This window comes from Streptomyces regalis (genome assembly GCF_001509475.1).
Lineage (GTDB): Bacteria > Actinomycetota > Actinomycetes > Streptomycetales > Streptomycetaceae > Streptomyces > Streptomyces regalis.
Window position 1 is genome coordinate 91,881 of record NZ_LLZG01000001.1, and the last position, 24,395, is coordinate 116,275.

Here is a 24,395-nt window from a genome sequence, read left to right on the forward strand (position 1 = left end):
AGGACGGGGGAGCGGCCCCGGACTTCTCGATTCCTGACCGATCGCACACCGAGGGCGCGCCCACGGCTGATCACCGTGCGGCGCGCCCTCGCGGCCCGTGTGCCGCCGTTACGTCGACTCCCGCTTCACCAGCTCCGTCGGCAGGATCACCGCCGCCGGGTCCTCGCCGCCGATCTGCGCGAGCAGCAACCGCACCATCTCGGCGCTGATGCGGTCGTAGGGCTGGCGGATCGTCGTGAGGGCGGGCGTGGCCTCCGTGGCCGCGCTGGAGTCGTCGAAGCCGCCCACCGAGACGTCCTCGGGCACCCGGCGGCCCGCCCGGTTCAGCGCCGTCAGGGCGCCCTGCGCCATCAGGTCGGAGGCCACGAACAAGGCGTCCATGTCCGGGGCCTGCGCCAGCAGCCGTTCGGCGCCTGCCTCGCCACTGGCCCGGCTGTAGTCGCCGGAGACGATGAGCCGGTCGTCGATCTCGACGCCCGCCTCCGAGAGCACCTCTTTGTAGCCGGCGAGGCGATCGACACCGCCCGGGGTGTCCAGCGGGCCGCTCACCATGCCGATCCGGCGGCGGCCCAGCGACAGCAGGTGGCGCACCATGTCACGGGCGCCGTCCCGGTCGTCCGCGGCCACGTAACTCACCTTGGAACCGAGCCCCATGGGCTTGCCGCACTGGACGAGGGGCACGCCCGCCTCGCGCAGCTCCTCGGCCACCGGGTCACCGGAGTGGCTGGACACCAGCAGCACCCCGTCGACGTGCCCCGCCGTGATGTACCGCGTTATGCGGCGCCGTTCGTCCCGCGTGCCCGCCAGCATCAGCAGCAGCGGAATGTCGTGCGCGGCCAGCGCCTGCGTGCAGCCGCTCAGCAGGACATTGAAGTTGGGGTCCTCGAAGAACCTCTCCTGCGGCTCGGTCAGCAGGAAGCCGATCGAGTCCGAACGCCCTGTGATCAGCGAGCGGGCATGCCGGTTGACGACGTAACCCGTCCTGCGGATCGCCGCGTTGACCGCCTTCTGCGCGGTCGGGCTGACGTAGTGCCCGCCGTTGAGCACCCGCGAGACGGTGCCCCGTGAGACTCCGGCCTCGCGCGCCACGTCGTGGATAGTCGGCGGCTTGCGTCGGCCCCCCGTGTTGCTCATGGTCATGACTTTACGGCTCCGGAGAGCAGATCGAGGCTCCAGAACCGCTGGACGACCAGGAAGAGCGCCACCAGCGGAATGACCGCGAGAAAGGCGCCGGTGATCACCAGCGTGTACAGCGCGGGCGTGTTGGCGCCCTGTTCGAGGAGCGTGAACAGGCCGAGCGTGATCGGGAACTTCTCGTCGTCGCTGAGCATGATGTATGGCAGCAGGAAGTTGTTCCAGATCGCCACGAACTGGAAGAGGAACACCGTCACCATGCCGGGCACCATCATCGGCAGCGCGACCCGGGTGAAGATCCGCCACTCGCTCGCCCCGTCCATCCGACCGGCCTCGACCACGTCGCCGGGCACGGCCGCGGCGGCGTAGATCCGCGAGAGGTAGACGCCGTACGGCGAGAGGATCTGCGGGAGCAGCACCGCCAGGTAGGAGTCCGTCAGGTCTGCCTTCGCCAGCAGCAGGTACTGCGGGATGGCGAGGATGACCGGCGGCATCAGCACACCGGCCAGCAGGACGTTGAACATCGTCTCGCGGCCGCGGAAGCGGTAGATCGCCAGCGCGTAGCCGCTGAACGCCGACACACACGTCGACAGCAGCGCGCCGAGACCGGCGTACAGCGCGGAGTTGCCCATCCACTGCCAGTACACGCCGTCGCGGTAGGCGCTCAGATCCGAGAAGTTGTCGGCGAAGCCCGTGCCCGGCAGGAAGGTGAACGTGGAGAACAGCTCACTGCCGGACTTCGTCGCCGCGATCACCACCCACGCCACGGGCAGCAGACAGTAGATCGCGCCGAGCAGCAGCGTGACCGTCGGGATCAGCGCGATCCGGCTGCGCAGCGGCGGCCGGCTCTGCGCGGTGCCGGGCGTGGCCCCCGCTGCGGTGTCGGCCTTGCCGACGGCAAGAGAACTCATCGTGCTGCCTCCTGCTTCTGGCGACGGTTCGCGGCCCGCAGGAACCCGAAGGACAGCAGCAGCGTCGCGAGGGCGATGATCGTGGCCTGGGCCGCCGCCGCGTAGATGTCGCCCTTGCCGAAGGCATCCTGGTACACCTTCATCAGCGGACTCCAGGTCGTGGACACGGAGTTGGTGAGCGGCTTGAGGGTGGTCGGCTCGTTGAACACCTGGAGCGTGGCGATGATCGAGAAGAAGAAGGTCAGCACCAGCGAGGGCGCCACCATCGGGATCTTGATCTTCAGCGCGATCTGCAGCGGCGTGGCGCCGTCCAGCTTGGCCGCCTCGTACACCTCGGCCGGGATCGCCTGCAGCGAGGTGTAGATGACGATCATGTTGAAGCCGGTGCCGCCCCAGACCGCGATGTTCGACAGGGCGAGGTACAGCGGCCCGCCGTCCAGCAGGTCGGGCTGCGGCAGGCCCAGCTTCTCGAGCACGTAGTAGAAGGGGCTGACGTCCGGCAGGTACAGAAAGCCCCACAGCAGCGCCGCCACGACGCCGGGGATGGCGTACGGCAGGAAGATCGCGAGCCGGGTGAAGGGCGCGAGCCGCACCTTGTCGGAGTCGAGCATCAGCGCGAACAGCAGGGCGAGGCCCAGCATCACCGGCACCACGATGCAGCCGTAGCCGAGCACGCGCAGTGCTCCGCCGACCAGCTCGTTGTCGGTGAGGGCGTCCGTGTAGTTCTCCAGCCCGGCCCAGACCTCCTTGCGGGCGCCGGAACCGAGCCCGAGCCCGGAGACCTTCACCTTGCGGAAGCTGAGCCAGACCGCGTAGCCGATGGGCAGTGCGAAGAAGAGAGCGAAGAGGATCGTGGCGGGGAGGAGGAAGGCGTACGGGGCCCCCTTCACCCCGTACGCCCTCCGGCTTGTGCTGGTCACTCGGAGACCCCGAAGCCCTGCTTCTTGAGGTCGGCGACCGTGTCGTCCTGCATGGTCTTCAGGGCGGCGACGAAGTCCGACTTGTTCTTGGCGGCGGAGCCGAAGGCGTCCTTGAAGGTCGTGTAGGCGACGTTCACGTTCGGGCCCCAGGCCGACGGTGCCGTCGTCTCGGCGATCTCGGCGGCCTTCGTGTAGAAGTCGGGCTGGTTGGAGAAGTAGTCCGGCGGCGTGGTGAAGGCGCCGCTGAGCTGGGCCGACGTGGAAGCCGGGTAGATGCCGCTCTCCTTGGCCAGCGCGTTGAGCGCGTCGCCGTCGGTGTTCAGCCAGGCGGCGAACTTGGCGGCGGCCGCCTTGTTCTTGGAGTCCGTGGTCACGGCGGTGGAGGAGCCGCCCCAGCTGCCGGTGACGTCCTCGGACTGCGACCACTGGGGGAGCGGGGCCATGGCCCACTTGCCCTTGGTGTCGGGCGCGGCCGTGGTCAGGGTGCCCGGGGCCCACACGGCGCTGACCCAGGCGATCTGCTTGCCGGTGTTGAGCGCCTTGTTCCAGGCCGGGGTGTACATGGGCTGGTTGTCGATGGCGCCCTCCTTGACGAGGTCGCCCCAGAACCCCGCGACCTTCTGGGAGGCGGCGTCGTCGATGCCGACCTTCCACTTGTCACCGGAGGTCGTCCACCACTTGGCGCCGGCCTGCTGGGCGAGACCCGCGAAGAGGCCGGAGTCGTTGGCGGAGAAGGTGGTGAGGTCCGTGTCGGGGGACTTCTTCTTCAGCGCGCGGGCGGTCTCGGCGAACTCGTCCCAGGTGGCCGGGACCTTCAGCCCGTACTTCTTGAAGAGGTCCTGGCGGTAGTAGAACATCATCGGCCCGATGTCCTGCGGGACCGCGTAGACCGCGTCCGTGCCCAGCGTGGTCTGCTGCCACACACCCTCGGCGAACTTGTCCTTCGCGTCGCCGACCTCGCTCGCTATGTCCGCGACGGCGTCATTGCTGACCAGCGTCGGCAGCGCCTGGTACTCGGCCTGGACCAGGTCCGGGGCCTTGCCCGCCTTGTGCGCGGTGAGGATCTTGGTGACCAGCGTGTCGCCGGACGCCTGCTTCTTCACCGTGACCGTGATCTGGTCCTTCTTGCCCGGGCCCTTGTTCCACAGGTCGACGACCTTGTCCATCCCGGGCGTCCAGGTCCAGTACGTCAGCGAGACCGGACCCGAAGGGTCCTCGCCGGCGTCTTCGGAGCCGCAGGCGGCAAGGGCGGTGGCGCCGAGGGCGACGGCGACGCAGGTGGCCGCACTTCTGAAAACGAGTCGCCGACGCTTCGTGATGGGCATGGATCTCTCCCCTGACCTGGGGCCTCCGCCTGCTGCGAGGGCCCGCCATGCTTCTGTGAGCGTTCACAGTAGAGAAACATCCCGGACACTTGTCAATGGTTGTTGCTGTGCGGTTATGTTGGGCTCGCACCGCCGATCCAGTGTGTGCACGTTCCCAAATGATCGACCAAACGGGAGAGATCCATGCCGGAGACCAACCCCAGGGGCCTCACCGGGCTCGCCTTCGGTGGGGACTACAACCCCGAGCAGTGGCCGGAAAGCGTCTGGCACGAGGACGTCCGGCTGATGCGGGAGGCCGGCGTCACGATGGTGAGTGTCGGGATCTTCTCCTGGGCGCTGCTGGAGCCCTCACCCGGGGTGTACGACTTCGGCTGGCTGGACCGCCTCTTCGACCTGCTGCACGAGAACGGCATCCGCGTCGACCTGGGCACCCCCACCGTCTGCCCGCCGGTCTGGTTCTACCGCGCGCACCCCGAGGCCCTGCCCGTCACGCCGGAGGGCGTGCGCTACGAGTTCGGCTCCCGCGCCGCCATCTGCCACAGCAACGCCGACTACCGCGCCGCCGCCGCGACCATCACCACCCAGCTCGCCGAGCGCTACGGCGACCACCCCGCGCTCACGATGTGGCACGTGCACAACGAGTACGGCGTCCCCGTCTCGGCCTGCTACTGCGACTCCTGCGCCGCGCACTTCCGGCGCTGGCTGGCGGCGACATACGGGACGGTCGCCGCAGTCAACGAGGCCTGGGGCACCGCCTTCTGGGGCCAGCGTTACACCGACCTCCAGCAGGTCAACCCGCCGAGGGCGACGCCGACGGCCGTCAACCCGGCCCAGGCGCTGGACTACAAGCGGTTCGCCGATGCCACCATGCGCGAGAACTTCCGTATGGAGCGGGACATCCTGCACCGCCTCTCGCCGGGCGTCCCGGTCACGACCAACTTCATGACGGCCCTCAGCCAGTGCGACTCCGTCGACTACTGGGCCTGGGGCCGTGAGGTCGACCTCGTCACCAACGACCACTACCTGATCACCGACGGCCGCCGCACCCACGTCAACCTCGCCATGGCTGCCGACCTCACGCGCTCGGTGGCCGGGGGAGCGCCCTGGATCCTCCTGGAGCACTCCACCTCGGGCGTCAACTGGCAGGCCCGCAACCCCGCCAAGGCCCCCGGCCAGATGGCCCGCAACTCCCTCGCCCACGTCGCGCGCGGCTCCGAGGGTGCCATGTTCTTCCAGTGGCGGCAGTCCCGGCGCGGTGCCGAGAAGTTCCACTCGGCGATGCTGCCGCACGGCGGCACGGACACGCGCGTGTGGCGCGAGGTCGTCGAACTCGGCGCCGCCCTCGACTCGTTGAGCACGGTCCGCGGCACCCGCACGCAGGCCGACGTGGCCATGCTGTGGGACTGGAACTCCTGGTGGGCGCAGAACCTCGACTGGCGCCCCACCGAGGACCACGACCCGCGCGAGCGCGCCGACGCCTTCTACGAGGTCCTCTACGACCGCCACCTCACGGTCGACTTCGCCCACCCGGAAGCCGACTTGTCGGCCTATCCCCTTGTCGTCGTACCCGCGCTGTACCTGATGACGGAGGCGGCCGGCCGCAATCTGCTCCGGTATGTCGAGAACGGCGGCACCCTCGTCGTGTCGTACTTCTCCGGCATCGTCGACGAGCACGACGCCGTGCACGAGGGCGCCTACCCGGGACCGCTGCGGGACGTCCTCGGCCTGACGGTCGAGGAGTTCTCGCCGCTGCTGCGGGAACAGCTGGTGCGCATCACCGGCCCGGACGGCTCCGAGCTCAGCGGCGACGTGTGGACCGAATTCGTCGTCCCGCGCGGCGCCGAGACCGTCTGGACGTACGCAGACGGACTGACCGCGGGCCACCCCGCCGTCACCCGGCACCGCCTCGGCGAGGGCACCGCCTGGTACGTCTCCACCCGCCTGGGCGCCGAGGGCCTCGACGCGCTGCTCGGCTGGGCGATCGAGGACGCGCAGGTCGCGCCGCGTGTCGACCTGCCCCGGGACGTCGAGGTCGTGCGTCGCGCCGGCGAGTCGGGCAGCTACCTGTTCGCCGTCAACCACACCGCGTCGGACGCCAAGGTGCCGCTCGAGACGCCCGGCACCGAGCTGCTGACCGGTGAACGCGCCGCGGGCCGCCTCGAGGTCCCCGCGGGAGCCGTCCGGGTCGTACGACTCGACGGCTGAGCCGACTCCCCTCCGCCCGCGCGTGCCACGAGCCGCGGGCGGAGGGGCTCCTCACCGCCCAGGTGAGGGACACCCCCAACCCCCACTTACGTCGAAGGGACGACGGACGACGATGTTCCATCCCAGACGCACCCTCCGAGTCCTGCTGCTGCCGCTCGCAGCCGGACTCGCCCTCACCGCCCTGCCCGCGCAGACCGCCTCGGCGGCCAGCACGCTCACCAATGGCGGCTTCGAGTCCGACGGCACGGGCACGGCCACCCCGGCCGGCTGGTCCACCTACTCGGCGGCCGGCCAGAACTCCGCCTCCTTCACCGAGGCCGGCGGCCACGGCGGCAGTTACCGCCTGACGCATTACGCGTCTTCCGCCTACAAGGTGGAGACCTACCAGTACCTGTCCGGGCTGACCAACGGGAACTACAAGCTCACCGCCTGGGTCCGCTCCGGTGGTGGCCAGAACTCGGCGTACATAGCGCTGAAGAACTGCGGAGGCACGGAGCAGCGCACCGACCTGCCCGTCTCGGCGAGCGGCTGGATCCGTATCGTCGTGCCGGTCAATGTGACCAGCAACCAGTGCACCATCAGCATCAACAGTGACGCGAACGCGGGCAACTGGATCAATGTTGACGACCTGACCTTCGCGTCCGGCACAAGCGGCACGTCGATCCATGGTGCCGACATCTCCTCCCTCGCCAAGAGCGAGGCCAAGGGCGGCGTCTACAAGACCAGTTCCGGCACCACCGGCGACGCGGTCACCATCCTGAAGAACGCCGGCATGAACTACGCGCGCCTGAAGGTCTGGGTCAACCCGGCCGACGGCTACAACAACAAGACGCGCGTCCTCGCCATGGCCAAGCGCATCAAGGCGGCCGGCATGAAGCTGCTGGTCGACTTCCACTACTCGGACACCTGGGCCGACCCGGGCGCCCAGAGCAAGCCGTCCGCATGGGCAGGCCACTCGTACAGTCAACTCAAGACCGACGTGTACAACCACACGTACGACGTGTTGAACGCGTTGAAGGCTCAAGGCACCACCGCCGACATGGTCCAGGTGGGCAATGAGATCAACGGCGGCATGCTGTGGAACGAGGGCTCCACGAGCAACTGGTCGCAGCTTGCCGGTCTGCTCAACTCGGGCTACGACGCGGTCAAGGCCGTCAACTCGTCCACCACGGTCGCCCTGCACCTCGCCAAGGGCGGTGACCTGTCCGGCACCCGCTGGTGGTTCGACAGCGCAGTGTCCAACGGCGTGAAGTTCGACGCGATCGGCCTGTCCTACTACGGCTACTGGCACGGCTCGCTCTACGACTTCCAGACGACTCTGGACGACGCGGCCTCCCGCTACGGCAAGCCGGTCTTCGTCGCCGAGACGGCCTACCCGTTCCGTCTGGACAGCGAGGACTCGCACGAGGAGATCATCAACACCACCGGCGAGCTGGTCTCCGGCTACCCGGCGAACACGGCCGGGCAGCGCCGCTGGATGAACGACGTGGCCAGCATCGTGGAGGCCGTCCCGAACGGCCGTGGCCTCGGCGTCTTCTACTGGGAGGCGACCTGGACCGCGGTCTCCGGCAACGGCTGGGACCCGACCGACGCCTCCTCCGGCAACGGCTGGGAGAACCAGGCCCTGTTCGGCTATGACGACAAGGCCCTGTCGTCGATGGCGTGGTTCAGCCACCGTTGAGCCCGTTGAGCCCGTTGAGTGCGTTGAGTCCGTTGACTCGGTGAACAAGGGGCCCGGCCGCGCCCATGCGGCCGGGCCCCTTGGCGCGTCCCGGTCGAACGGCCCTGTGTCGCACGACCGTTCGGTACCGGACAAGGGTCGACGAGTCCCGGACACGGCCGCTGTGACTGCGGGACAGTGGAAAGACGCGTGACGACGCGGCCCGCCGGAGGGGGGACGAGATGCTGAGGACTTCCGTCAGCGCCAGGCGCTTGGACATCCTGGAATGGCTGAAGGATCCGGCCGCGCACTTTCCGGAGCAGCGGCAGGGCGACCCGGTCGAGGACGGCGTGAGCGCGGACGCCGTGGCCGCGAAGCTGTGCGTGCCGCGCAAGGTCGCCGAGACCCACCTCAGTCTCCTGGTGGCCATCGGCGCGCTGCGTACCAAGCGGATCCGGCGGCGCACCTACTACCGGCGTGACGAGGTGCGGATCGCCGAGGTTGCGCGCATGTTCGAGAAGGGCTGGTAGCGGCGCTGCCCGGGCCGCGTGCTGCGGGTGCGGGACGGGCGCGGGTTCCCGTCCTGCCCGATCGGGCGGTACGTCTAGTCGGGCATACCAGGCGGCGCATGGTCCGCGGAACGGGCGGCCGACGACCCGCGCCCGCGGTGCCGTCGCTGCGGGGCCGTGCGGTCCGGCTTGCCGGAGGCCGTGCGCTTCGGCTCGTCGAAGTCCTCGAACAGCTCGCACAGCAGCCGGCCCACCAGCGCACCGCCGTAGACCACGAACCCCACGCCGACCAGCCAGGACTCCACCACCAGGACGGTCCCGACAGGCCCGTAGCTGATCGCGTTGGTGACGAGCAGCGGGGTGAACACCAGGAACGAGAACAAGCGCAGCCCGACCAGCCCCGCCATGGTGGCGATCGCACCCGGCAGCAGATCCCGCCAGCGCACCTCACCGCTGAGCAGGAAATGCGGCCCCCACCAGAAGAACAGCAGGCCGACCGCCATGCTCAGCAGGATGCGGGGCGTGCCCTCCAGCACAGTGCGGGTCTGCACCTGCGCGTACACGTACACCATGAGCATGATCAGCCAGACCGTCTGCCGCCACACCCGGTGCCACGGCCCGGCGGGCAGCCGCCAGATCCGTTCGTAGCCGTTCTGGACGCTCGAGGCGAAGGACAGACCGAACACGACGAGCAGCGCCACGCTCAGCGCGCTGGTCGTGCTGAGCACCTTGCGGGGCGGAGTGAAGACCTGCGTGAGGGCGCGGGCCGACCGGCCGGACAGGTCCATGCCGTCCACCAGCCACAGGGCGAACCCGCCGTGCCCCAGCGGATCCACGGCCGCCACCACGATCAGCAGCGGAGCGAGCGTGACCAGGGCGAGCGCGGCGAAGCCCATGGCGCGGTGCAGCAATTCCAGCTCCTTGCCACGCCGGTGGAGCTCCGCGAGCCCCAGCCGGTGCCATGTTGCGTGTGGCCAGGAGTGCCGGACTTTCAACGCGACCGCCGTGGGTCACGGGCCCCTCTACCGGGGCGGCGGTCCGCACACCACCGGGGCGGACGTGACATACGACCACCCTCTCTCCGCCTGTTGTGCGCGCCTGCCCCGAGTGGCCGACGGACGTACCCCCTAAACCGTCGCACACACTCGCATACCGGGACGTATGACACGGCGGGGTCCGGGTACCCGGGCGCGCGTCGTCGTGACGCCCGCACCAGGGTGTATGCCTGCCGGGACGGACTGTCCCGACACCGAAGGGGAGGCATCCATGGACCGTCCCACCGAGCTCGTCCCGCGCCAGTACGTGGCGATCGGCGGCCGTGGCCCGGAGGACGTGGTCGCCGATGCCCGGGGCCGGGTGCTGACCGGCGTCGAGGACGGCCGCATCCTGCGCGTCGACGGCCTCACGGAGTCGTCGGTGGCCCGCGTCGAGGTGCTCGCCGAGACCGGCGGCCGCCCGCTCGGCCTCGAACTCCTCCCGGACGGAGACCTGCTGGTGTGCGACGCCGAACGCGGGCTGCTGCGGGTCGGCCTCGACGACGGCGTCGTGCGCGTCCTGGCCGACTCGGTGGCGGGGGAACGGCTGCGGTTCTGCAGCAACGTGGTCGCCCTGTCCGACGGAAGCGTCTGCTTCACCGTCTCCAGCCGCCGCTACCCCCTGCATCGGTGGATCGGCGACATCGTCGAGCACACGGGAACGGGCCGCTTGCTGGGCCTCGCCCCCGGCAGCGAGAGCCCCGAGGTGCTGCTGGAGGGGCTGCAGTTCGCCAACGGGCTCGCTTCGAGCGCCGACGAGTCCTTTCTGGTCGTCGCCGAGACCGGGGCCCGCCGGCTCACCCGCTACTGGCTCACCGGACCCCGCGCCGGACACAGCGAACCCTTCGCCGAGAACCTGCCGGGCATGCCCGACAACCTCTGGCGCGGCACACCCGACGGCCCGACCTGGGTGGCGCTGGCCGGCCCACGCGTACCCCCGCTGGACCTGCTCCACCGCGCCGCCCCGGCCGTACGCCGCAGCGCCGCCCACGCCGCCGTGCGCGCCCCCTTCCGTCCCACGGGCACGATCGGCGTGCTCGCGGTCGACGACACCGGCCGGGTCGTCCACCACCTGGCCCGCCGCCACTCGGGGTTCCGCATGGTCACCAGCGTGTGCGAAACCGGCGGCCGGCTGATCCTGGGCAGCATGGGGGAGCGCGGCGTCGCGGTGTGCGAGGCGCCCGTCCCGAAATGAGCCCGGAGCCCCGGCGTACCCTGTTGACCGGCCGCGATCACCCCGCGAGGGGCGGTGACGACGGCCCAGGCAGGAGACGTACGACCATGACAGCCCCGGAGACCGAGACCCTCCGTGTCCCCGCCCCCGCCCCACGGCGGCACGCCTGGCGGACCCAGGCGCCGATCGTCGCGGTGGTCGCACTCGGCGGAGCCGTCGGCGCCACGGCCCGGTACACCGCCTCGCTGTGGTGGCCGACCCAGCAGGGAGGCTTCCCCTGGGCGACCTTCTGGACCAATGTCGTCGGCTGTGCCGTGATCGGCGTGTTCATGGTGGTCATCACCGATGTGTGGGCCGCACACCGCCTCGTCCGCCCCTTCTTCGGCACCGGAGTGCTCGGCGGCTTCACCACCTTCTCCACCTACGCCGTCGACATCCAGAAGCTGGTCGACAGCGGACACCCCCGCACCGGACTGGCCTACCTCGCCGCCACCCTGGTCGCGGCGCTCACGGCGGTCTGGCTCGCTGCGGCGGCGACCCGCCGCGTCCTGAAGTGGAGGCAGTCATGACGAGGCTGACCGGCAGGGCCCTGCGCGTGACCGTCTTCGTCGGCGAGCACGACACCTGGCACCACAGGCCCCTCTACTCGGAGATCGTCCACCGCGCCCACGCCGCCGCCCTCGCGGGTGCCAGCGTCTTCCGCGGCATCGAGGGCTTCGGCGCGTCCTCCGTGATCCACACCTCGCGGCTGCTGTCCCTGAGCGAGGACCTGCCGGTCGCGATCGTGATCGTCGACACCGAGGAGCGCGTACGGGCCTTCCTGCCGCAGCTCGACGAACTCGTCACCGAAGGGCTCGTGACCCTCGACGAGTGCGAGGTCATCCTCCCCCAGTCTCGGCTTCGCTCGACCGGGGGCACCCCCACCGTCGGCCGCGACGACACTCCGGGCACATCGGACACGGAAGGTAAGAAGTCGCCGTGAACTGGCTCCTTGTGATCGCGGGCGCCACGGTCGGCGCCCCCCTCCGCTACCTCACCGACCGCGCGGTGCAGTCCCGCCACCACTCGGTGTTCCCCTGGGGCACCTTCGCGGTCAACGTCACCGGCTGCATGATCCTGGGCCTGCTCACCGGCGCGGTGGCCGCGGGCGCCGCGAGCTCAGACCTCCAGCTGCTGCTCGGCACCGGGCTGTGCGGGGCCCTCACCACGTACTCGACCTTCTCGTACGAGACGCTTCGGCTCACCGAGACGGGGGCGGGGCTCTACGCCGTCGTCAACATCGTGGGCAGCGTGACCGCCGGCCTGGGCGCGGCCTTCCTGGGGGTCTCGATCGCCGAGGCGGTGTGGTCGTAGGCGACCGGCCGAGGTCGTCGTATGCCACGGATCCATACCCGCACCTGGTAGGACAGTGCGCGCCACTGTCCCGTCGAACCCCCGGAACTGGATCCCATGAGCGCCATCAGCGTCGGTCAGGCCGTCGTCCTCGGAGCCGTCGAGGGGGTGACCGAGTTCCTGCCCGTCTCCTCGACCGGCCATCTCAAGATCGCCGAGGGGCTCATGGGCATCCCCGTCGACGACGACGCGGTCGTCGGGTTCTCGGCCGTCATCCAGGTCGGTGCGATCGCCGCCGTGCTCGTGTACTTCTTCAAGGACATCGTGCGGATCGTCTCCGCGTGGGTGCGCGGGCTGCGGGACAAGGAGGAGCGGTACCACCACGACTACAAGTTCGCCTGGTGGGTGATCTACGCGACGATCCCGATCATCGTCGTGGGCCTGGCCGCAAAGCCGCTCATCAAGGGGCCGCTCGCCTCCCTGTGGGTCGTCGCGGCTTCGCTGATCGTCGGCAGCGGGGTGATGTGGGCGGCCGATCAGATGGGCCGGCACAAGCGAGGGGAGGACGACACCTCCTTCAAGGACGCGATGCTCGTCGGCAGCTCCCAGATCCTCGCCCTGCTTTTCCCGGGCTTCTCGCGCTCCGGCGCCACGATGTCCACGGCGCTGATGCTCGACCTGGACCGGGTCGCCGCCACCCGTCTGTCCTTCTTCCTCGGCATCCCGGCCCTGACCGGCGCCGGCATCTACGAGCTGAAGGACGCCCTCGGCACGACGGGCACGGGCGCGCTGCCGCTGGCTGTCGGCACCGCCGTCTCCTTCGTCGTCGCCTACGCGTCGATCGCCTGGCTGCTCAAGTTCGTCGCCAAGCACTCGTTCAACGCCTTCGTGGTCTACCGGATCGTCGTCGGGGTGCTGCTGTTCGGGCTGCTGGGCGCAGGTGTGATCAACAGTTGACCGGGTGCGGACGGGGAATCGATGTGAAGTCTGTTTTCAGGCTTCACATCCGATGAATCTTTCCTTTCGATGCCCTTGACACCACCCTCGGCTCACCCGGAGTATCACTCTCGTGAACCTGTCAGACAGCCGGACAGCCGGACAGCCTCCGCGGCGCGTCAGCGCGATGGAAGCGGTCCTGGCACACCTCCGCAGTGCCATCGAGCGCGGCGAGTACGCCGTGGGCGACAAGCTCCCCTCCGAGGCCGAGCTCTGCCGCACCCTGGAGATCAGCCGCCCTGTCCTGCGCGAGGCCCTCAGGGCCCTGCAGACCATGGGTCTGACCGTCTCCAAGACCGGCAAGGGCACCTTCGTCGTCGCCAACGCCGTCGAGGACCCCACCTTCGGCGACTACGCGGCCAGCGACCTGCTGGAAGTGCGCCGGCACGTCGAGATCCCGGTCGCCGGGTACGCGGCCCTGCGCCGCACCCCGGAGAACCTCGACCACCTCGCCCACCTGCTCGACCGTATGGAACGGGAGACGGACACCACCGCGTGGGTCGCGATGGACACCCTCTTCCACCTGGCCGTGGCCGAGGCCGCCCAGAACCCGGTCTTCCGCCGGGTCATCGAGGAGATCCGCGACGCACTGGCGCGTCAGTCGGCCTTCCTCAACGAGCTGGGCGGCCGCCGCGAACAGTCCAACCGCGAGCACCGGGCGATCGTCGAGGCGCTGATCGACGGTTCCGAACTCGACGCGACCGACGCCATGGCCCACCACCTCGACCGCGTCGAGACGACACTCACCGACATCGTGCGCCCCGCGCGCACGGACATCCCCACGGAAGGCGGACCCGAGGCGTGAGCGAGCAGCACCTCAAAGAAGAGATGCGCCCCCAGTCCGGACACGTCGACGCCGGAGACGCCGGCTACAGCAAGTCGCTGAAGTCCCGGCACGTCAACATGATCGCCATCGGCGGCGCCATCGGCACCGGCCTGTTCCTCGGCGCCGGCGGCCGACTCGCCGACGCCGGCCCGTCCCTGTTCATCGCCTACGCGGTCTGCGGAATCTTCGCCTTCCTCGTCGTCCGCGCCCTCGGCGAACTCGTCCTGTACCGCCCGTCCTCCGGCGCCTTCGTGTCGTACGCCCGAGAGTTCATGGGGGAGAAGGGCGCGTACACCGCGGGCTGGATGTACTTCCTGAACTGGGCGACCACCGGCATCGCCGACATCACCGCGGTGGCCACGTACACCCACTACTGGGGCATGTTCTCCGACATCCCGCAGTGGGTGATCGCGCTGATAGCCCTGGCCGTCGTCCTCACCGTGAACCTGATCTCGGTGAAGATCTTCGGCGAACTGGAGTTCTGGTTCGCGATCGTCAAGGTCGGCGCGCTCGTCGTCTTCATGTGCATCGGCATCTTCCTGCTGGTCACCCAGCAGCCGGTGGACGGCCACACCCCCGGCCCGTCCCTCATCACCGACAACGGCGGCGTCTTCCCCAACGGCCTGCTGCCCATGCTGCTGATCATCCAGGGCGTCGTCTTCGCCTACGCCTCCGTCGAGCTGGTCGGCGTCGCCGCCGGTGAGACCGAGAACCCCGAGAAGATCATGCCCAAGGCGATCAACTCGATCATGTGGCGCGTCGGCCTGTTCTACGTCGGCTCGGTGGTCCTGCTGTCGATGCTGCTGCCGTGGAACAAGTACACCGCCGGTGAGAGCCCCTTCGTGACCGTGCTCTCCAACATCGGCATCCCGGCGGCCGGCGGCGTCATGAACCTCGTCGTCCTCACCGCGGCCATGTCCTCGCTCAACTCCGGCCTGTACTCCACCGGCCGCATCCTGCGCTCCATGGCGATGTCCGGCTCCGCCCCGAAGTTCACCGGAGTGATGAGCCGCAGCCAGGTCCCGTACGGCGGCATCCTGCTCACCAGCGGTATCTGTGTCCTCGGTGTCGGCCTCAACTTCGTCGTCCCCGCCGACGCGTTCGAGATCGTGCTGAACTTCGCGGCCATCGGCATCCTCGCCACCTGGGGCATGATCATGCTCTGTCACCTCCTCTTCTGGCAGAAGACCCAGAAGGGCGAGCTCACCCGCCCCGGCTACCGACTGCCGGGCTCCCCCTGGACCGAACTCGTGACGCTGGCCTTCCTCGCCTCCGTCCTGGTCCTCATGTACGCCGACGGAGGCGCCGGCCGCACCACCGTGCTGTGCCTGCCGCTGATCGTCGCAGCGCTGGTCGCGGGCTGGTACGGCATCCGAAGCCGTGCCAAGCGCGCCTCCAGCAAGGCCGACGCGTGAGACCCGCGCCGGTCGACGACCCCTCATCGACCCACCACCAGGCAGTGATGTACAGCAGTTCCATAGCGGACGCACCCCTTGTCCGCGAACCTCTCCACGCCCCCGTCGCCCACCTCATACGCGGCGGAATGATCGAAGGCATCCACTACGGATCCGTCGTCGTCCTCGGCGCCGACGGCGAGGTCCAGTTCCAGCTCGGTGACATCGAGGCCGCCTTCTACCCGCGCTCCGCGCTCAAGCCCGTCCAGGCCGTCGCCATGGTGCGGGCCGGGCTTCCGCTCGACGGCGAGCTGCTCTCGCTCACCGCGGCCAGCCACTCCGGCGAGGAACGCCACCTCGCCGGAACCCGGCGGATCCTCGAAATCGCCGGGCTCACCGAGGAGCATCTGCGCAACGTTCCGGACATGCCGTTCGACCCGGTTGTCCGGGACACCTGGGTACGGGAGGGCCGCGCGCCCTCCCGGCTCGCCCAGAACTGCTCCGGCAAGCATGCCGCCATGCTGTACACCTGCCGGCTCAATGGCTGGTCCCTGGAGGACTACCTCGACCCTGGGCACCCGCTCCAGCAGGCCATCGCCGAGATCGTCGAGGACCTCACCGGGCAGCGGATCGCGCGCGTGACCGTCGACGGGTGCGGTGCGCCGTTGTTCTCCGTCTCGCTGCACGGGCTCGCCCGCGCGGCCGCCCGCATCACCACGGCGGCGCCGGGCACGCCCGAGGCTCGGGTTGCCGACGCGATGCGGGAGCACGCGGAGATGGCGTCCGGCACCGGGCGGGATGTGGCGGCGTTGATGCGGGCCGTGCCCGGGCTGCTCGCCAAGGACGGTTTCGAGGGCGTTCAGGTCGCCGCCCTGCCGGATGGGCGGGCCGTTGCTGTGAAGATCGCCGACGGGGCGAACCGGGCGCGAGTTCCGGTCGCGGCGGCGGCGCTTGCGTGGGCCGGCGTCGATCCGGAGTTGCTCGCCGAATTCCAGGGTGAGGCCCTGCTTGGGGGCGGTCAGGCGGTCGGGTGTGTGCGGCCCGTTCGTTCGCTGGAGCCGGTTGTTGTTTCGGCTTGCGCCTAAGGATGTGCCGGATTTCTCGCACGGCGGCTGCGGGCCGTTTGTGGCTTGTCGCGCCCACGCGGCGGAGCCGCATATTGATGCAGTCCCGCGCCCCTGGAGGGGCGCCAACCCTCAACCCCTTTGAAAGAGGAACCGTTCCCTCATGACCGCCGCCACCCGTAGCGAGCACGATCTGCTCGGCGACCGCGATGTCCCCGCTGACGCGTACTGGGGTGTGCACACCCTGCGCGCCACGGAGAACTTCCCCATCACCGGTACGCCCATCTCCGCCTACCCGCACCTCATCGACGCCCTCGCCGCCGTCAAGGAGGCCGCTGCCCTCGCGAACGAGGAGCTCGGCCTGCTGGAGGCGAAGAAGGCCGAGGCCATCGTCGCCGCCTGCCGTGAGATCCGCGCCGGCCGGCTGCACGAGCAGTTCGTCGTCGACGTCATCCAGGGCGGCGCCGGCACCTCGACCAACATGAACGCCAACGAGGTCGTGGCCAACCGGGCGTTGGAGCTGCTGGGGCACGCCAAGGGCGAGTACCAGTACCTGCACCCCAACGAGGACGTCAACCTCGGCCAGTCGACCAACGACGTCTACCCGACGGCCGTCAAGATCGCGACGGTGTTCGCGGTGCGCGGCCTGCTCAAGGCGATGTTCGTCCTGCAGGACGCCTTCGCCCGCAAGGCCGTCGAGTTCCGCGACGTGCTCAAGATGGGCCGTACACAGTTGCAGGACGCGGTGCCGATGACGCTCGGGCAGGAGTTCTCGGCGTATGCGGTCATGATTGACGAGGACCGGTCCCGTCTTGCCGAGGCCGTCGAGTTGATCCATGAGATCAACCTGGGCGCCACGGCCATCGGCACCGGCCTCAACGCCCCCGCCGGATACGCCGAGTCGGCCCGCCGCCACCTCGCCGAGATCACCGGGCTGCCGCTGGTCACCGCCGCCAACCTGGTCGAGGCGACCCAGGACTGCGGGGCGTTCGTCCAGATGTCCGGCGTGCTCAAGCGGATCGCCGTCAAGCTGTCCAAGAGCTGCAACGACCTGCGCCTGCTGTCGTCCGGGCCGCGCGCGGGCCTCGGTGAGATCAACCTGCCGCCCGTGCAGGCCGGTTCGTCGATCATGCCCGGCAAGGTCAACCCGGTGATCCCCGAGGTCGTCAACCAGGTCGCCTTCGAGGTGATCGGCAACGACGTCGCCATCACCATGGCCGCCGAGGCCGGACAGCTCCAGCTCAACGCCTTCGAGCCGATCATCCTGCACTCCCTGTCGGAGAGCATCACGCACCTGCAGAGCGCCTGCGTGACCCTCGCCGAGCGCTGCGTGGACGGCATCACCGCCAACACCGAGGCACTGCGCCGGACCGTGGAGAACTCCATCGGCCTGGTCACGGCCCTCAACCCGCACATCGGCTACACGGCCGCCACCGACATCGCCAAGGAGGCACTGGTCTCCGGCCGGGGAGTGGCCGAACTCGTCCTGGAGAAGGGCCTGTTGCCCGCCGAGGCCCTCGCCGACCTGCTGCGGCCGGAGGTCGTCGCGGGCACCGGGCAGGCCCTGGCCTGATCAGGCCCGAACCCGCGGATGCGCACCGGGACCGGCAGAGAGGCACAATGGTGATCATGGCAGCGTCGACGTCGTCACTGACCTTTCAGCCGATCCTGGAGCGCATCGCGGAGGAGATCGGGCGGACCCCCGGCCGCGGCCGGCCCGCCGACTACATCCCCGCGCTTGCGGCCTGCGACCCACGGGCCTTCGGCATGGCCGTCGCGGAACTCGACGGCACGGTGTACGGCGTGGGGGACTGGCGCGAGCCGTTCTCCACGCAGTCCATCACCAAGGTCTTCACCCTCGCGCTCGACCTGGCCCGCGAGGGCGACGAACTCTGGGAGCACGTGGGCCGCGAGCCCTCCGGCAACCCCTTCAACTCCCTGGTCCAGCTGGAGTACGAGAACGGCATCCCACGCAACCCGTTCATCAACGCGGGCGCGCTCGTGGTCACCGACCGCCTCCAGACCCGTACCGGAGACGCGGCGGGCGAACTCCTCGCCTTCCTCCGCGCCGAGAGCGGCAACCCGAGCCTGGACTTCGACAAGGACGTTGCCGCCTCCGAGTCCACACACGGCGACCGCAACGCCGCCCTCTCCCACTTCATGGCGTCGTACGGCAACATCGACAACCCCGTGCCGGTCCTCCTCGATCAGTACTTCCGGCAATGCTCCATCAAGGCGTCCTGCGCCGACCTGGCCCTCGCCACCACCTTCCTGGCCCGCCACGGCGTCCGCGCCGATGGCACCCGCCTCCTCACTCGCAGCCAGGCCAAACAGGTCAACGCGGTCATGCTGACCTGCGGCACCTACGACGCGGCAGGCGACTTCGCGTACCGGGTGGGCCTCCCCGGCAAGAGTGGAGTGGGCGGCGGCATCATCGCGGTGGTACCGGGCCGCTGCACGCTGTGCGTATGGAGCCCGGGCCTGGACGAGCGGGGCAATTCGGTGGCAGGAGTGGCAGCACTGGACCGCTTCACGACGCTGACGGGCCTCTCGGTGTTCTGACGGAACTTCTTGGCGCGGGGTGTGGTCACGCCGCCCAGGGGCGCGGGGAACTGCGCGACAAGCCCCCACCGGCCCGCACCCTGCAAACCACCGACACCCGGCACATGGGCAGCAGCCTGCAACCCCCTCGCATGAGATCACCGGCCAGCCACACTCCGGCTTCCCCCCGGAGGGCCCCGCGTCAACTGAAAGCCACCCGGCGTTGACACGCTGACCGAGTGTTGGCCATGGCTTTCCCCGTCGATCTCCGCCGCTGCCAGATACTCGGTCTGGCCGGTACCGCCTTCCTCGCCCTGGGCGGTGAGACAGCCGGCGCGCTGCCGGTCCGGGAACTCCTGGCCCCGAGCTCCGCGCACGCGGCCCTCGGCCTGGTCGGCGTCTACTTCGGCGTCGTCCTGCTGATAGCGGCCTGGCTGCTGCTCGGCCGGCTCGTACGCAGCGCCGACCCGCCGACCCCGCGCGCCCTGCTGCTGGTCCTGGCCGTCTGGGCCACCCCGCTGCTGATCGCCCCGCCGCTGTTCAGCCGGGACGTGTACAGCTACCTGGCGCAGGGCGCCATGGTGGACGCACACATCGACGTGTACGCGTACGGGCCCGCCCACCTCGGTGGGCCGCTCGCGGACGAGGTCGCCCCGCTGTGGCGGCACACGGCGGCCCCCTACGGCCCGGTGTTCCTGGGCGTGGCCTCCGCACTGTCCGGTCTGACGCGCGGCGAACTGCCCGCCGGTCTCCTCGGCATGAGGCTCATAGCGCTGCTCGGCGTCGCGCTGATGGCGGCCGCGCTGCCGCGCCTCGCCCGGCACAGCGGGGCCGACCCGGCCGCCGCCCTGTGGCTGGGCGCCCTGAACCCGCTCGTGCTGCTGCACCTGGTCGCGGGCGCCCACAACGACGCCATCATGCTCGGCCTGCTCGGCGCCGGTCTGGTCGCCGCTCTCGGCCGGTGGCCGGTGGTCGGCGCCGTACTCGTCACGCTCGCCGCTCTGGTCAAGGCTCCCGCCGCGCTCGGCCTGGCCGCGGTCGTGCTGCTCCAGATGCGGGCCGGTCACCACCCGGCGAAGGCCGTCTTCACCACGGCGGCCGCGTCCGCCGCCACCACGGTCGCCGCAACGGCCGTCGCGGGCACGGGATACGGCTGGATCGGCGCCCTGGACACCCCGGTCTCCCCCCAGAACTGGGCTCTGACCAGCCTGCTCGGCCGTGCGACGGCCTCGCTGCTGGAAGAGGTCGGCAGTGATCTGGCGCCGCTGGCCGTTCCGGTGTGGCACGTCTTCGGGCTGGTGCTCACGGCGGTCCTCGTGGTCCTCATATGGTGGCGCTGGCGTCCGCGCCCCGTGTACGCGCTGGGCCTGAGCCTGGCGGCCGTGGCCGCCTTCGGACCGGCGATCCGCCCCTGGTACGCGTTGTGGGGCCTGTTCCTCATCGCCGCCGCGGCGCCCAGCACTTCGGTACGGCACCGGGTGGCGGCCCTGACGGGAGTGCTCGCGCTCGCCGTCCTGCCCAGCGGCGGTGCCGCGGACGTGGGCCAGTTGGTGCTGGCGGTCTCGGGGGGCGCGCTCGCCGTGGTCGTCCTGTGGCAGGCACATCTGGCGGCGCAGGCCCCGGCCCTGGAGCGCACCGCATGAGGCTTCCGCGCACCGACCGCGGCCGGATCGTACTGGTGCTCCTGCTCGCCGCCGCCGTGACCGTCTTCACCGCGACCGTGCCGCTGCTGCGCGACTGGTTCGACCTGCGCGTCTACTACGGCACCGTCGACAGCTGGATCCACCACGGCGGCCGTATCTACGACTACCGGGTGCCCGGCACGGCGTACGGCTTCACCTACCCGCCGTTCGCCGCCGTCGTCATGCTGCCCATGGCGCTGCTCGATCTGCACGCGGCGATCGCCGTGGCACTGCTGCTCAACCTGGCGGCACTGGCCTTCGCCTTGCGTGTCCTGGCCGGACGTTCCTGGCGGCGTTACGGCTGGTACGGCTGTGCGCTGGCCGCCTGCGCGCTGGCCCTGTTCGAACCCCTCCGGGACACCTTCAGCTTCGGTCAGGTGAACATCCTGCTGCTGGCGCTCGTGCTTCTCGACTGCCGGCTGCTGGCTACGGGGCGGGGTCGCTGGGCCGGTCTGGGGATCGGGCTCGCGGCCGCGATCAAGCTGACGCCCGCCGCGTTCATCGGCCTGCTGCTGGTCGCCCGGCGCTGGCGAACCGCCGCCGTGGCGAGCGCCGTTGCCGTAGCGGCGACGGCGCTCGCGGCTTGGGTGGCACCCGACGCCTCGCGCTTCTACTGGACCCACGCGATGTGGGACACCACCCGGGTGGGCCGCCTCGACTATGTCTCCAACCAGTCACTGCAGGGCATCCTGGCCCGCCTCGGCGTGTCCGAGCGTGCGGTCTGGGCGGTGGTGGTCGTGCTGGTCCTCGGCGTGTGGGTGGCGCGTACCCGCCGTGCGGTCGCGGCGGGGGACTGGACGGCGGCGTTCGCCCTCACCGGGCTGACCGCCTGCCTGGTCAGCCCGATCACCTGGGTCCACCACCTGGTGTGGCTGCTGCCCTCCTTCGCCGTCCTCATCCGCGCCGGGCACCTGCGCATCGCGGCCGCCCTGTACGCGATGCTGTGCACCAGCGTGGTGTGGCTGTGGTTCGACGACGCTTCCGGCGTCGACGGCTTCCTCGGCAGCAACACCTACACCTGGATCACGCTCGGCCTGCTGCTGTGGCTGCCGGTCGGTCACTCCGGCGCCGAGCGCTCGACGACCTTGCCGCGAAGCACCAGTGACGTGGCACCGGCCCCCATCCCGGCGGCGCCCGCGATCGCCCACGCCTCCGCCCAGCCCGCCCCGGCAGGGCCGCCCTCCGGTGCCACCTCCGCCACCACGGGCGCCGTCGCCGGCCCGGGCCTCGGCTTGACCCGCAAGCCGTCCAGCGACCCCACCGGCTCGACCCGCCCGGCCGCGTCGAACCCCCAGTCGAGGAGCTCGCCGGCCTCCTCGTAGACGGCGAACCCGCCCGCCCGGGGGTTCATCACCGTCACGACGAGGGTGCGATCCCCCCGGCGGGCGGCGGCGATGAGCGTGTTGCCCGCCTTGCTGGTGTAGCCGTTCTTGACGCCGATCAGCCCCGGATACGGTTCCACCCCGTCCGCGCCGGTCAACAGCCGATTGGTGTTGCGGATCTCGTACGACCAGCCGCCCCCGCCCGGGAACCGCGCCTCGGCCGTGCCGCAGTACCGCGCGAACTCCGCGTTGCGCAGCCCGGCCCGGCCGAACACCGCCAAGTCGTACGCCGACGACACCTGGCCGGGAGTGTCGTAGCCGTCCGGCGACAGCACGCGCGTGTCGAGGGCGCCCAGCGCGATCGCCTTGGCCTGCATCTGGGCGGCCGTCGCGCGCCAGCCGCCGTTCAGCCCGGCCAGTACCCGCACGGCGTCGTTGCCGGAGCTGAGGAACACCCCGCGCCACAGATCGGCGACGCGGTACGTACGTCCCTCGGCGAGCCCCACCAGACTGCTGCCGGGCCCGATCCCCGCCAGCTCCTCCTCGTTCACCCTGTGCGGGACGCCGGCGGGCAGGGTCGGCAGCACGGTGAGGGCGAACAGCGCTTTCAGGGTGCTGGCGGGCGGCAGCTTCCGGTGCGCGTTGTGCGCGGCGAGCACCTCGCCGGAGTCGGCGTCGGCCACCAGCCACGACAGCGCGGAGACGCGCGGAGGGCGGGGCACCGCGGAATCCGGCCGCACGTGGATGCCGGACCGGTACAGCAGCGCGGGCCGCGGCTTCGCCGCCCTCGGCCCGCCGGGCGGGTCGGGGTCGTGCCCGGTGCGGGCGACCGCGGTGGCGGGCGAGAGCGCCAGCAGACCGGCCGCGCACAGTGCGCAGGTGGACACGAGCGCCCGGGTGGGAAATCCGATCGTCATGACCGTCAACGTAGGAAGCCGGCCGTCGTACACCGAGCTGCCCGGGCCGGGAGGGGCGCGCCGGCACCCGGACGGGCGATGCTTCCGCGGCGCGTCACTCGCCCGGCAGCGTCGGCTGGATCCGCCGCAGGAACGTGGCGTTGTCGGGCGTCTCGCGCATGCGCTCCAGGAGGGTTTCCAGGTTGGCCTGGCCGTCCCGGGTCTGCAGCGCCCGGCGCAGGCCGCGCACGGTGGTCAACTCGGCCGGGGGCAGGAGGAGTTCCTCGCGTCGGGTGCCGGACGGGTTGATGTCGACGGCGGGGAAGATACGGCGGGAGGCGAGGTCCCGGCTCAGGCGCAACTCCATGTTGCCGGTGCTCTTGAGCTCCTCGAAGAAGAAGTCGTCGGCCCGGGAACCCGTCTCCACGAGGGCCGTGGCGAGGATGGTCAGCGAACCGCCCTCCTCGGCCAGGCGCGCGGCGCCGAAGAACCGCTTCGGCCCGTGCAGCGCGGCCGCGTCGACGCCGCCGCTGAGGGTGCGGCCACCGGACGCGGCCGCGTTGTTGTGCGCCCGGCACAGCCGGGTCAGGGAGTCGAACAGGATGACGACGTCTTCGCCGGCCTCGACGAGCCGCTTGGCCCGCTCGATGACGAGCTCGGCGAGCGCGATGTGCTGCTTGGGTGCCCGGTCGAAGGTCGAGGCGTACACCTCGCCCCGTACCGAACGCTGCATGTCGGTGACCTCCTCGGGGCGCTCGTCGATGAGCACCACCATCAGCCGGCACTCCGGGTGGTTGCCGGCGACGGCCGCCGCGATCTGCTGGAGCAGTACGGTCTTGCCGGTCTTGGGCGGGGCCACGATCAGCCCTCGCTGGCCCTTGCCCACGGGCGCGATCAGATCGGCGACACGCCCGGTCAGGCCGGACGCCGGGTGTTCGAGACGGATCCGCTCACGCGGGTGAAGGGGCGTCAGCTCGCCGAAACCGCGGCGGTTGTTGCCCGGGGTGCGGCCGTTGACGCGGGCGACTTCGGTGAGGGCACGCTGGGTGCCGCGCACGCCGTCGACGAGGTCGCCCTTGCGCAGGCCGTACCGGCGGATCACCGCGGGGGAGACCTGAAGGTCGGAGGGAGAGGGCAGCAGGTTCTCGGCGCGCAGGTGACCCTTCCCGTTCGCGTCGATGTCGAGGAAACCGGTGACGGCACGGACCGGGGGCTGCTGCTGGACTGGGGGGTGTTCAAGTGTGGTGGTCATGGTGGTCGGTCCTTTCACGAACGGAAGGCATGAGACATGCGGAAGGAAGGGGTGAGCCGCGGACATCGGGAAGGCGGACAGAGCGCCTTCGGGCGGCGGGAAACAGCACCTCGGATACGACGGAACCAGTGGTCACGAGGTGGTGACGTGAAGCCGGTACGACGACCGGCGAACTGAAGGAGAACCAGCACCGGCGCCCACGACGGGGCGTACACAGG

At 70.3% G+C, this 24,395-nt stretch carries 21 protein-coding genes and 1 pseudogene; 15 read left to right on the forward strand and 7 right to left on the reverse strand.

Going from position 1 to position 24,395, the window contains the following annotated elements; translation table 11 throughout:
• Positions 1–108 precede the first annotated feature (108 nt).
• Genes ADL12_RS00335 through ADL12_RS00350 form a run of 4 tightly spaced genes read right to left on the reverse strand, consistent with a single transcriptional unit; the run spans position 109 to position 4,290 of the window.
• A complete protein-coding gene (locus tag ADL12_RS00335; protein ID WP_062697148.1) occupies positions 109–1,140 on the reverse strand; it encodes a LacI family DNA-binding transcriptional regulator in 1,032 nt (343 codons plus the stop codon).
• Positions 1,137–2,045: a carbohydrate ABC transporter permease gene (locus ADL12_RS00340; protein WP_062697150.1), complete on the reverse strand. Its 909-nt coding sequence runs from the start codon at positions 2,043–2,045 to the stop codon at positions 1,137–1,139. The genes ADL12_RS00335 and ADL12_RS00340 overlap by 4 nt, the downstream gene beginning before the upstream one ends.
• The gene (locus ADL12_RS00345) at positions 2,042–2,965 is read right to left on the reverse strand and encodes a carbohydrate ABC transporter permease (protein ID WP_062697152.1); all 924 of its coding nucleotides are present in this window, start codon (positions 2,963–2,965) and stop codon (positions 2,042–2,044) included. Before ADL12_RS00345 ends, ADL12_RS00340 begins: the two co-directional genes overlap by 4 nt.
• Positions 2,962–4,290 (reverse strand): ABC transporter substrate-binding protein, encoded by a 1,329-nt coding sequence (locus tag ADL12_RS00350; protein WP_062697154.1) that lies wholly within the window; start codon positions 4,288–4,290, stop codon positions 2,962–2,964. Before ADL12_RS00350 ends, ADL12_RS00345 begins: the two co-directional genes overlap by 4 nt.
• Before the next feature lie 183 nt (positions 4,291–4,473).
• On the opposite strand from ADL12_RS00350, the gene ADL12_RS00355 reads away from it, so the two are divergent.
• The 3 genes from ADL12_RS00355 to ADL12_RS00365 all read left to right on the forward strand — a co-directional run bounded on the left by ADL12_RS00355 (position 4,474) and on the right by ADL12_RS00365 (position 8,685).
• Positions 4,474–6,495, forward strand: coding sequence for a beta-galactosidase (locus ADL12_RS00355; RefSeq protein WP_062697156.1), 2,022 nt, complete (start codon positions 4,474–4,476; stop codon positions 6,493–6,495).
• A gap of 112 nt (positions 6,496–6,607) precedes the next feature.
• Positions 6,608–8,176, forward strand: coding sequence for a glycoside hydrolase family 53 protein (locus ADL12_RS00360; protein ID WP_062697157.1), 1,569 nt, complete (start codon positions 6,608–6,610; stop codon positions 8,174–8,176).
• 221 nt (positions 8,177–8,397) lie between these two features.
• Positions 8,398–8,685 (forward strand): hypothetical protein, encoded by a 288-nt coding sequence (locus tag ADL12_RS00365; protein WP_062697159.1) that lies wholly within the window; start codon positions 8,398–8,400, stop codon positions 8,683–8,685.
• Positions 8,686–8,759: 74 nt separating this feature from the next.
• On the opposite strand, the gene ADL12_RS00370 is transcribed toward ADL12_RS00365, so the two are convergent.
• On the reverse strand, positions 8,760–9,560 hold the full coding sequence (locus tag ADL12_RS00370) for a ribonuclease BN (protein WP_244187723.1): 801 nt from the start codon (positions 9,558–9,560) through the stop codon (positions 8,760–8,762).
• A 370-nt stretch (positions 9,561–9,930) separates the two neighbouring features.
• On the opposite strand from ADL12_RS00370, the gene ADL12_RS00375 reads away from it, so the two are divergent.
• The 12 genes from ADL12_RS00375 to ADL12_RS00430 all read left to right on the forward strand — a co-directional run bounded on the left by ADL12_RS00375 (position 9,931) and on the right by ADL12_RS00430 (position 22,029).
• Entirely contained in the window at positions 9,931–10,893 is a 963-nt protein-coding gene (locus ADL12_RS00375; protein ID WP_062697160.1) for an SMP-30/gluconolactonase/LRE family protein, read from the forward strand.
• Positions 10,894–10,979: 86 nt separating this feature from the next.
• The gene (gene crcB, locus ADL12_RS00380) at positions 10,980–11,441 is read left to right on the forward strand and encodes a fluoride efflux transporter CrcB (protein ID WP_062697162.1); all 462 of its coding nucleotides are present in this window, start codon (positions 10,980–10,982) and stop codon (positions 11,439–11,441) included.
• Positions 11,438–11,854, forward strand: a complete 417-nt coding sequence (locus ADL12_RS00385) for a DUF190 domain-containing protein (RefSeq protein ID WP_062697164.1) — start codon at positions 11,438–11,440, stop codon at positions 11,852–11,854. Before crcB (ADL12_RS00380) ends, ADL12_RS00385 begins: the two co-directional genes overlap by 4 nt.
• Complete coding sequence (gene crcB, locus ADL12_RS00390; protein ID WP_062697167.1) at positions 11,851–12,225, forward strand: fluoride efflux transporter CrcB; 375 nt, start codon at positions 11,851–11,853, stop codon at positions 12,223–12,225. Before ADL12_RS00385 ends, crcB (ADL12_RS00390) begins: the two co-directional genes overlap by 4 nt.
• 96 nt (positions 12,226–12,321) lie before the next feature.
• Positions 12,322–13,161 (forward strand): undecaprenyl-diphosphate phosphatase, encoded by an 840-nt coding sequence (locus tag ADL12_RS00395; RefSeq protein WP_062697169.1) that lies wholly within the window; start codon positions 12,322–12,324, stop codon positions 13,159–13,161.
• 166 nt (positions 13,162–13,327) lie between these two features.
• Positions 13,328–14,005 carry a FadR/GntR family transcriptional regulator gene (locus ADL12_RS00400; RefSeq protein WP_062697171.1) on the forward strand — a complete coding sequence of 226 codons (678 nt, stop codon included), beginning with the start codon at positions 13,328–13,330 and terminating at the stop codon, positions 14,003–14,005.
• Positions 14,002–15,441: an amino acid permease gene (locus ADL12_RS00405; RefSeq protein ID WP_062697174.1), complete on the forward strand. Its 1,440-nt coding sequence runs from the start codon at positions 14,002–14,004 to the stop codon at positions 15,439–15,441. Before ADL12_RS00400 ends, ADL12_RS00405 begins: the two co-directional genes overlap by 4 nt.
• A 47-nt stretch (positions 15,442–15,488) precedes the next feature.
• Positions 15,489–16,505 (forward strand): asparaginase, encoded by a 1,017-nt coding sequence (locus ADL12_RS00410; RefSeq protein WP_062697176.1) that lies wholly within the window; start codon positions 15,489–15,491, stop codon positions 16,503–16,505.
• A 142-nt stretch (positions 16,506–16,647) separates the two neighbouring features.
• A complete protein-coding gene (gene aspA, locus ADL12_RS00415; protein ID WP_062697178.1) occupies positions 16,648–18,057 on the forward strand; it encodes an aspartate ammonia-lyase in 1,410 nt (469 codons plus the stop codon).
• Between the two features lie 47 nt (positions 18,058–18,104).
• Positions 18,105–19,046, forward strand: coding sequence for a glutaminase (locus ADL12_RS00420; protein ID WP_062697180.1), 942 nt, complete (start codon positions 18,105–18,107; stop codon positions 19,044–19,046).
• A gap of 227 nt (positions 19,047–19,273) precedes the next feature.
• Entirely contained in the window at positions 19,274–20,668 is a 1,395-nt protein-coding gene (gene mptB, locus ADL12_RS00425; RefSeq protein WP_062697182.1) for a polyprenol phosphomannose-dependent alpha 1,6 mannosyltransferase MptB, read from the forward strand.
• Positions 20,665–22,029, forward strand: coding sequence for a glycosyltransferase 87 family protein (locus ADL12_RS00430; RefSeq protein WP_062697184.1), 1,365 nt, complete (start codon positions 20,665–20,667; stop codon positions 22,027–22,029). Before mptB ends, ADL12_RS00430 begins: the two co-directional genes overlap by 4 nt.
• 80 nt (positions 22,030–22,109) lie before the next feature.
• Here the strand turns inward: ADL12_RS00430 and ADL12_RS49405 are convergent.
• Together ADL12_RS49405 and rho are read right to left on the reverse strand one after the other, a co-directional pair.
• Positions 22,110–22,946 (reverse strand): annotated as a pseudogene (locus tag ADL12_RS49405) (D-alanyl-D-alanine carboxypeptidase family protein); the annotation flags it as partial.
• A 94-nt stretch (positions 22,947–23,040) separates the two neighbouring features.
• Positions 23,041–24,177 carry a transcription termination factor Rho gene (rho, locus tag ADL12_RS00440; RefSeq protein WP_062697188.1) on the reverse strand — a complete coding sequence of 379 codons (1,137 nt, stop codon included), beginning with the start codon at positions 24,175–24,177 and terminating at the stop codon, positions 23,041–23,043.
• Positions 24,178–24,395 lie beyond the last annotated feature (218 nt).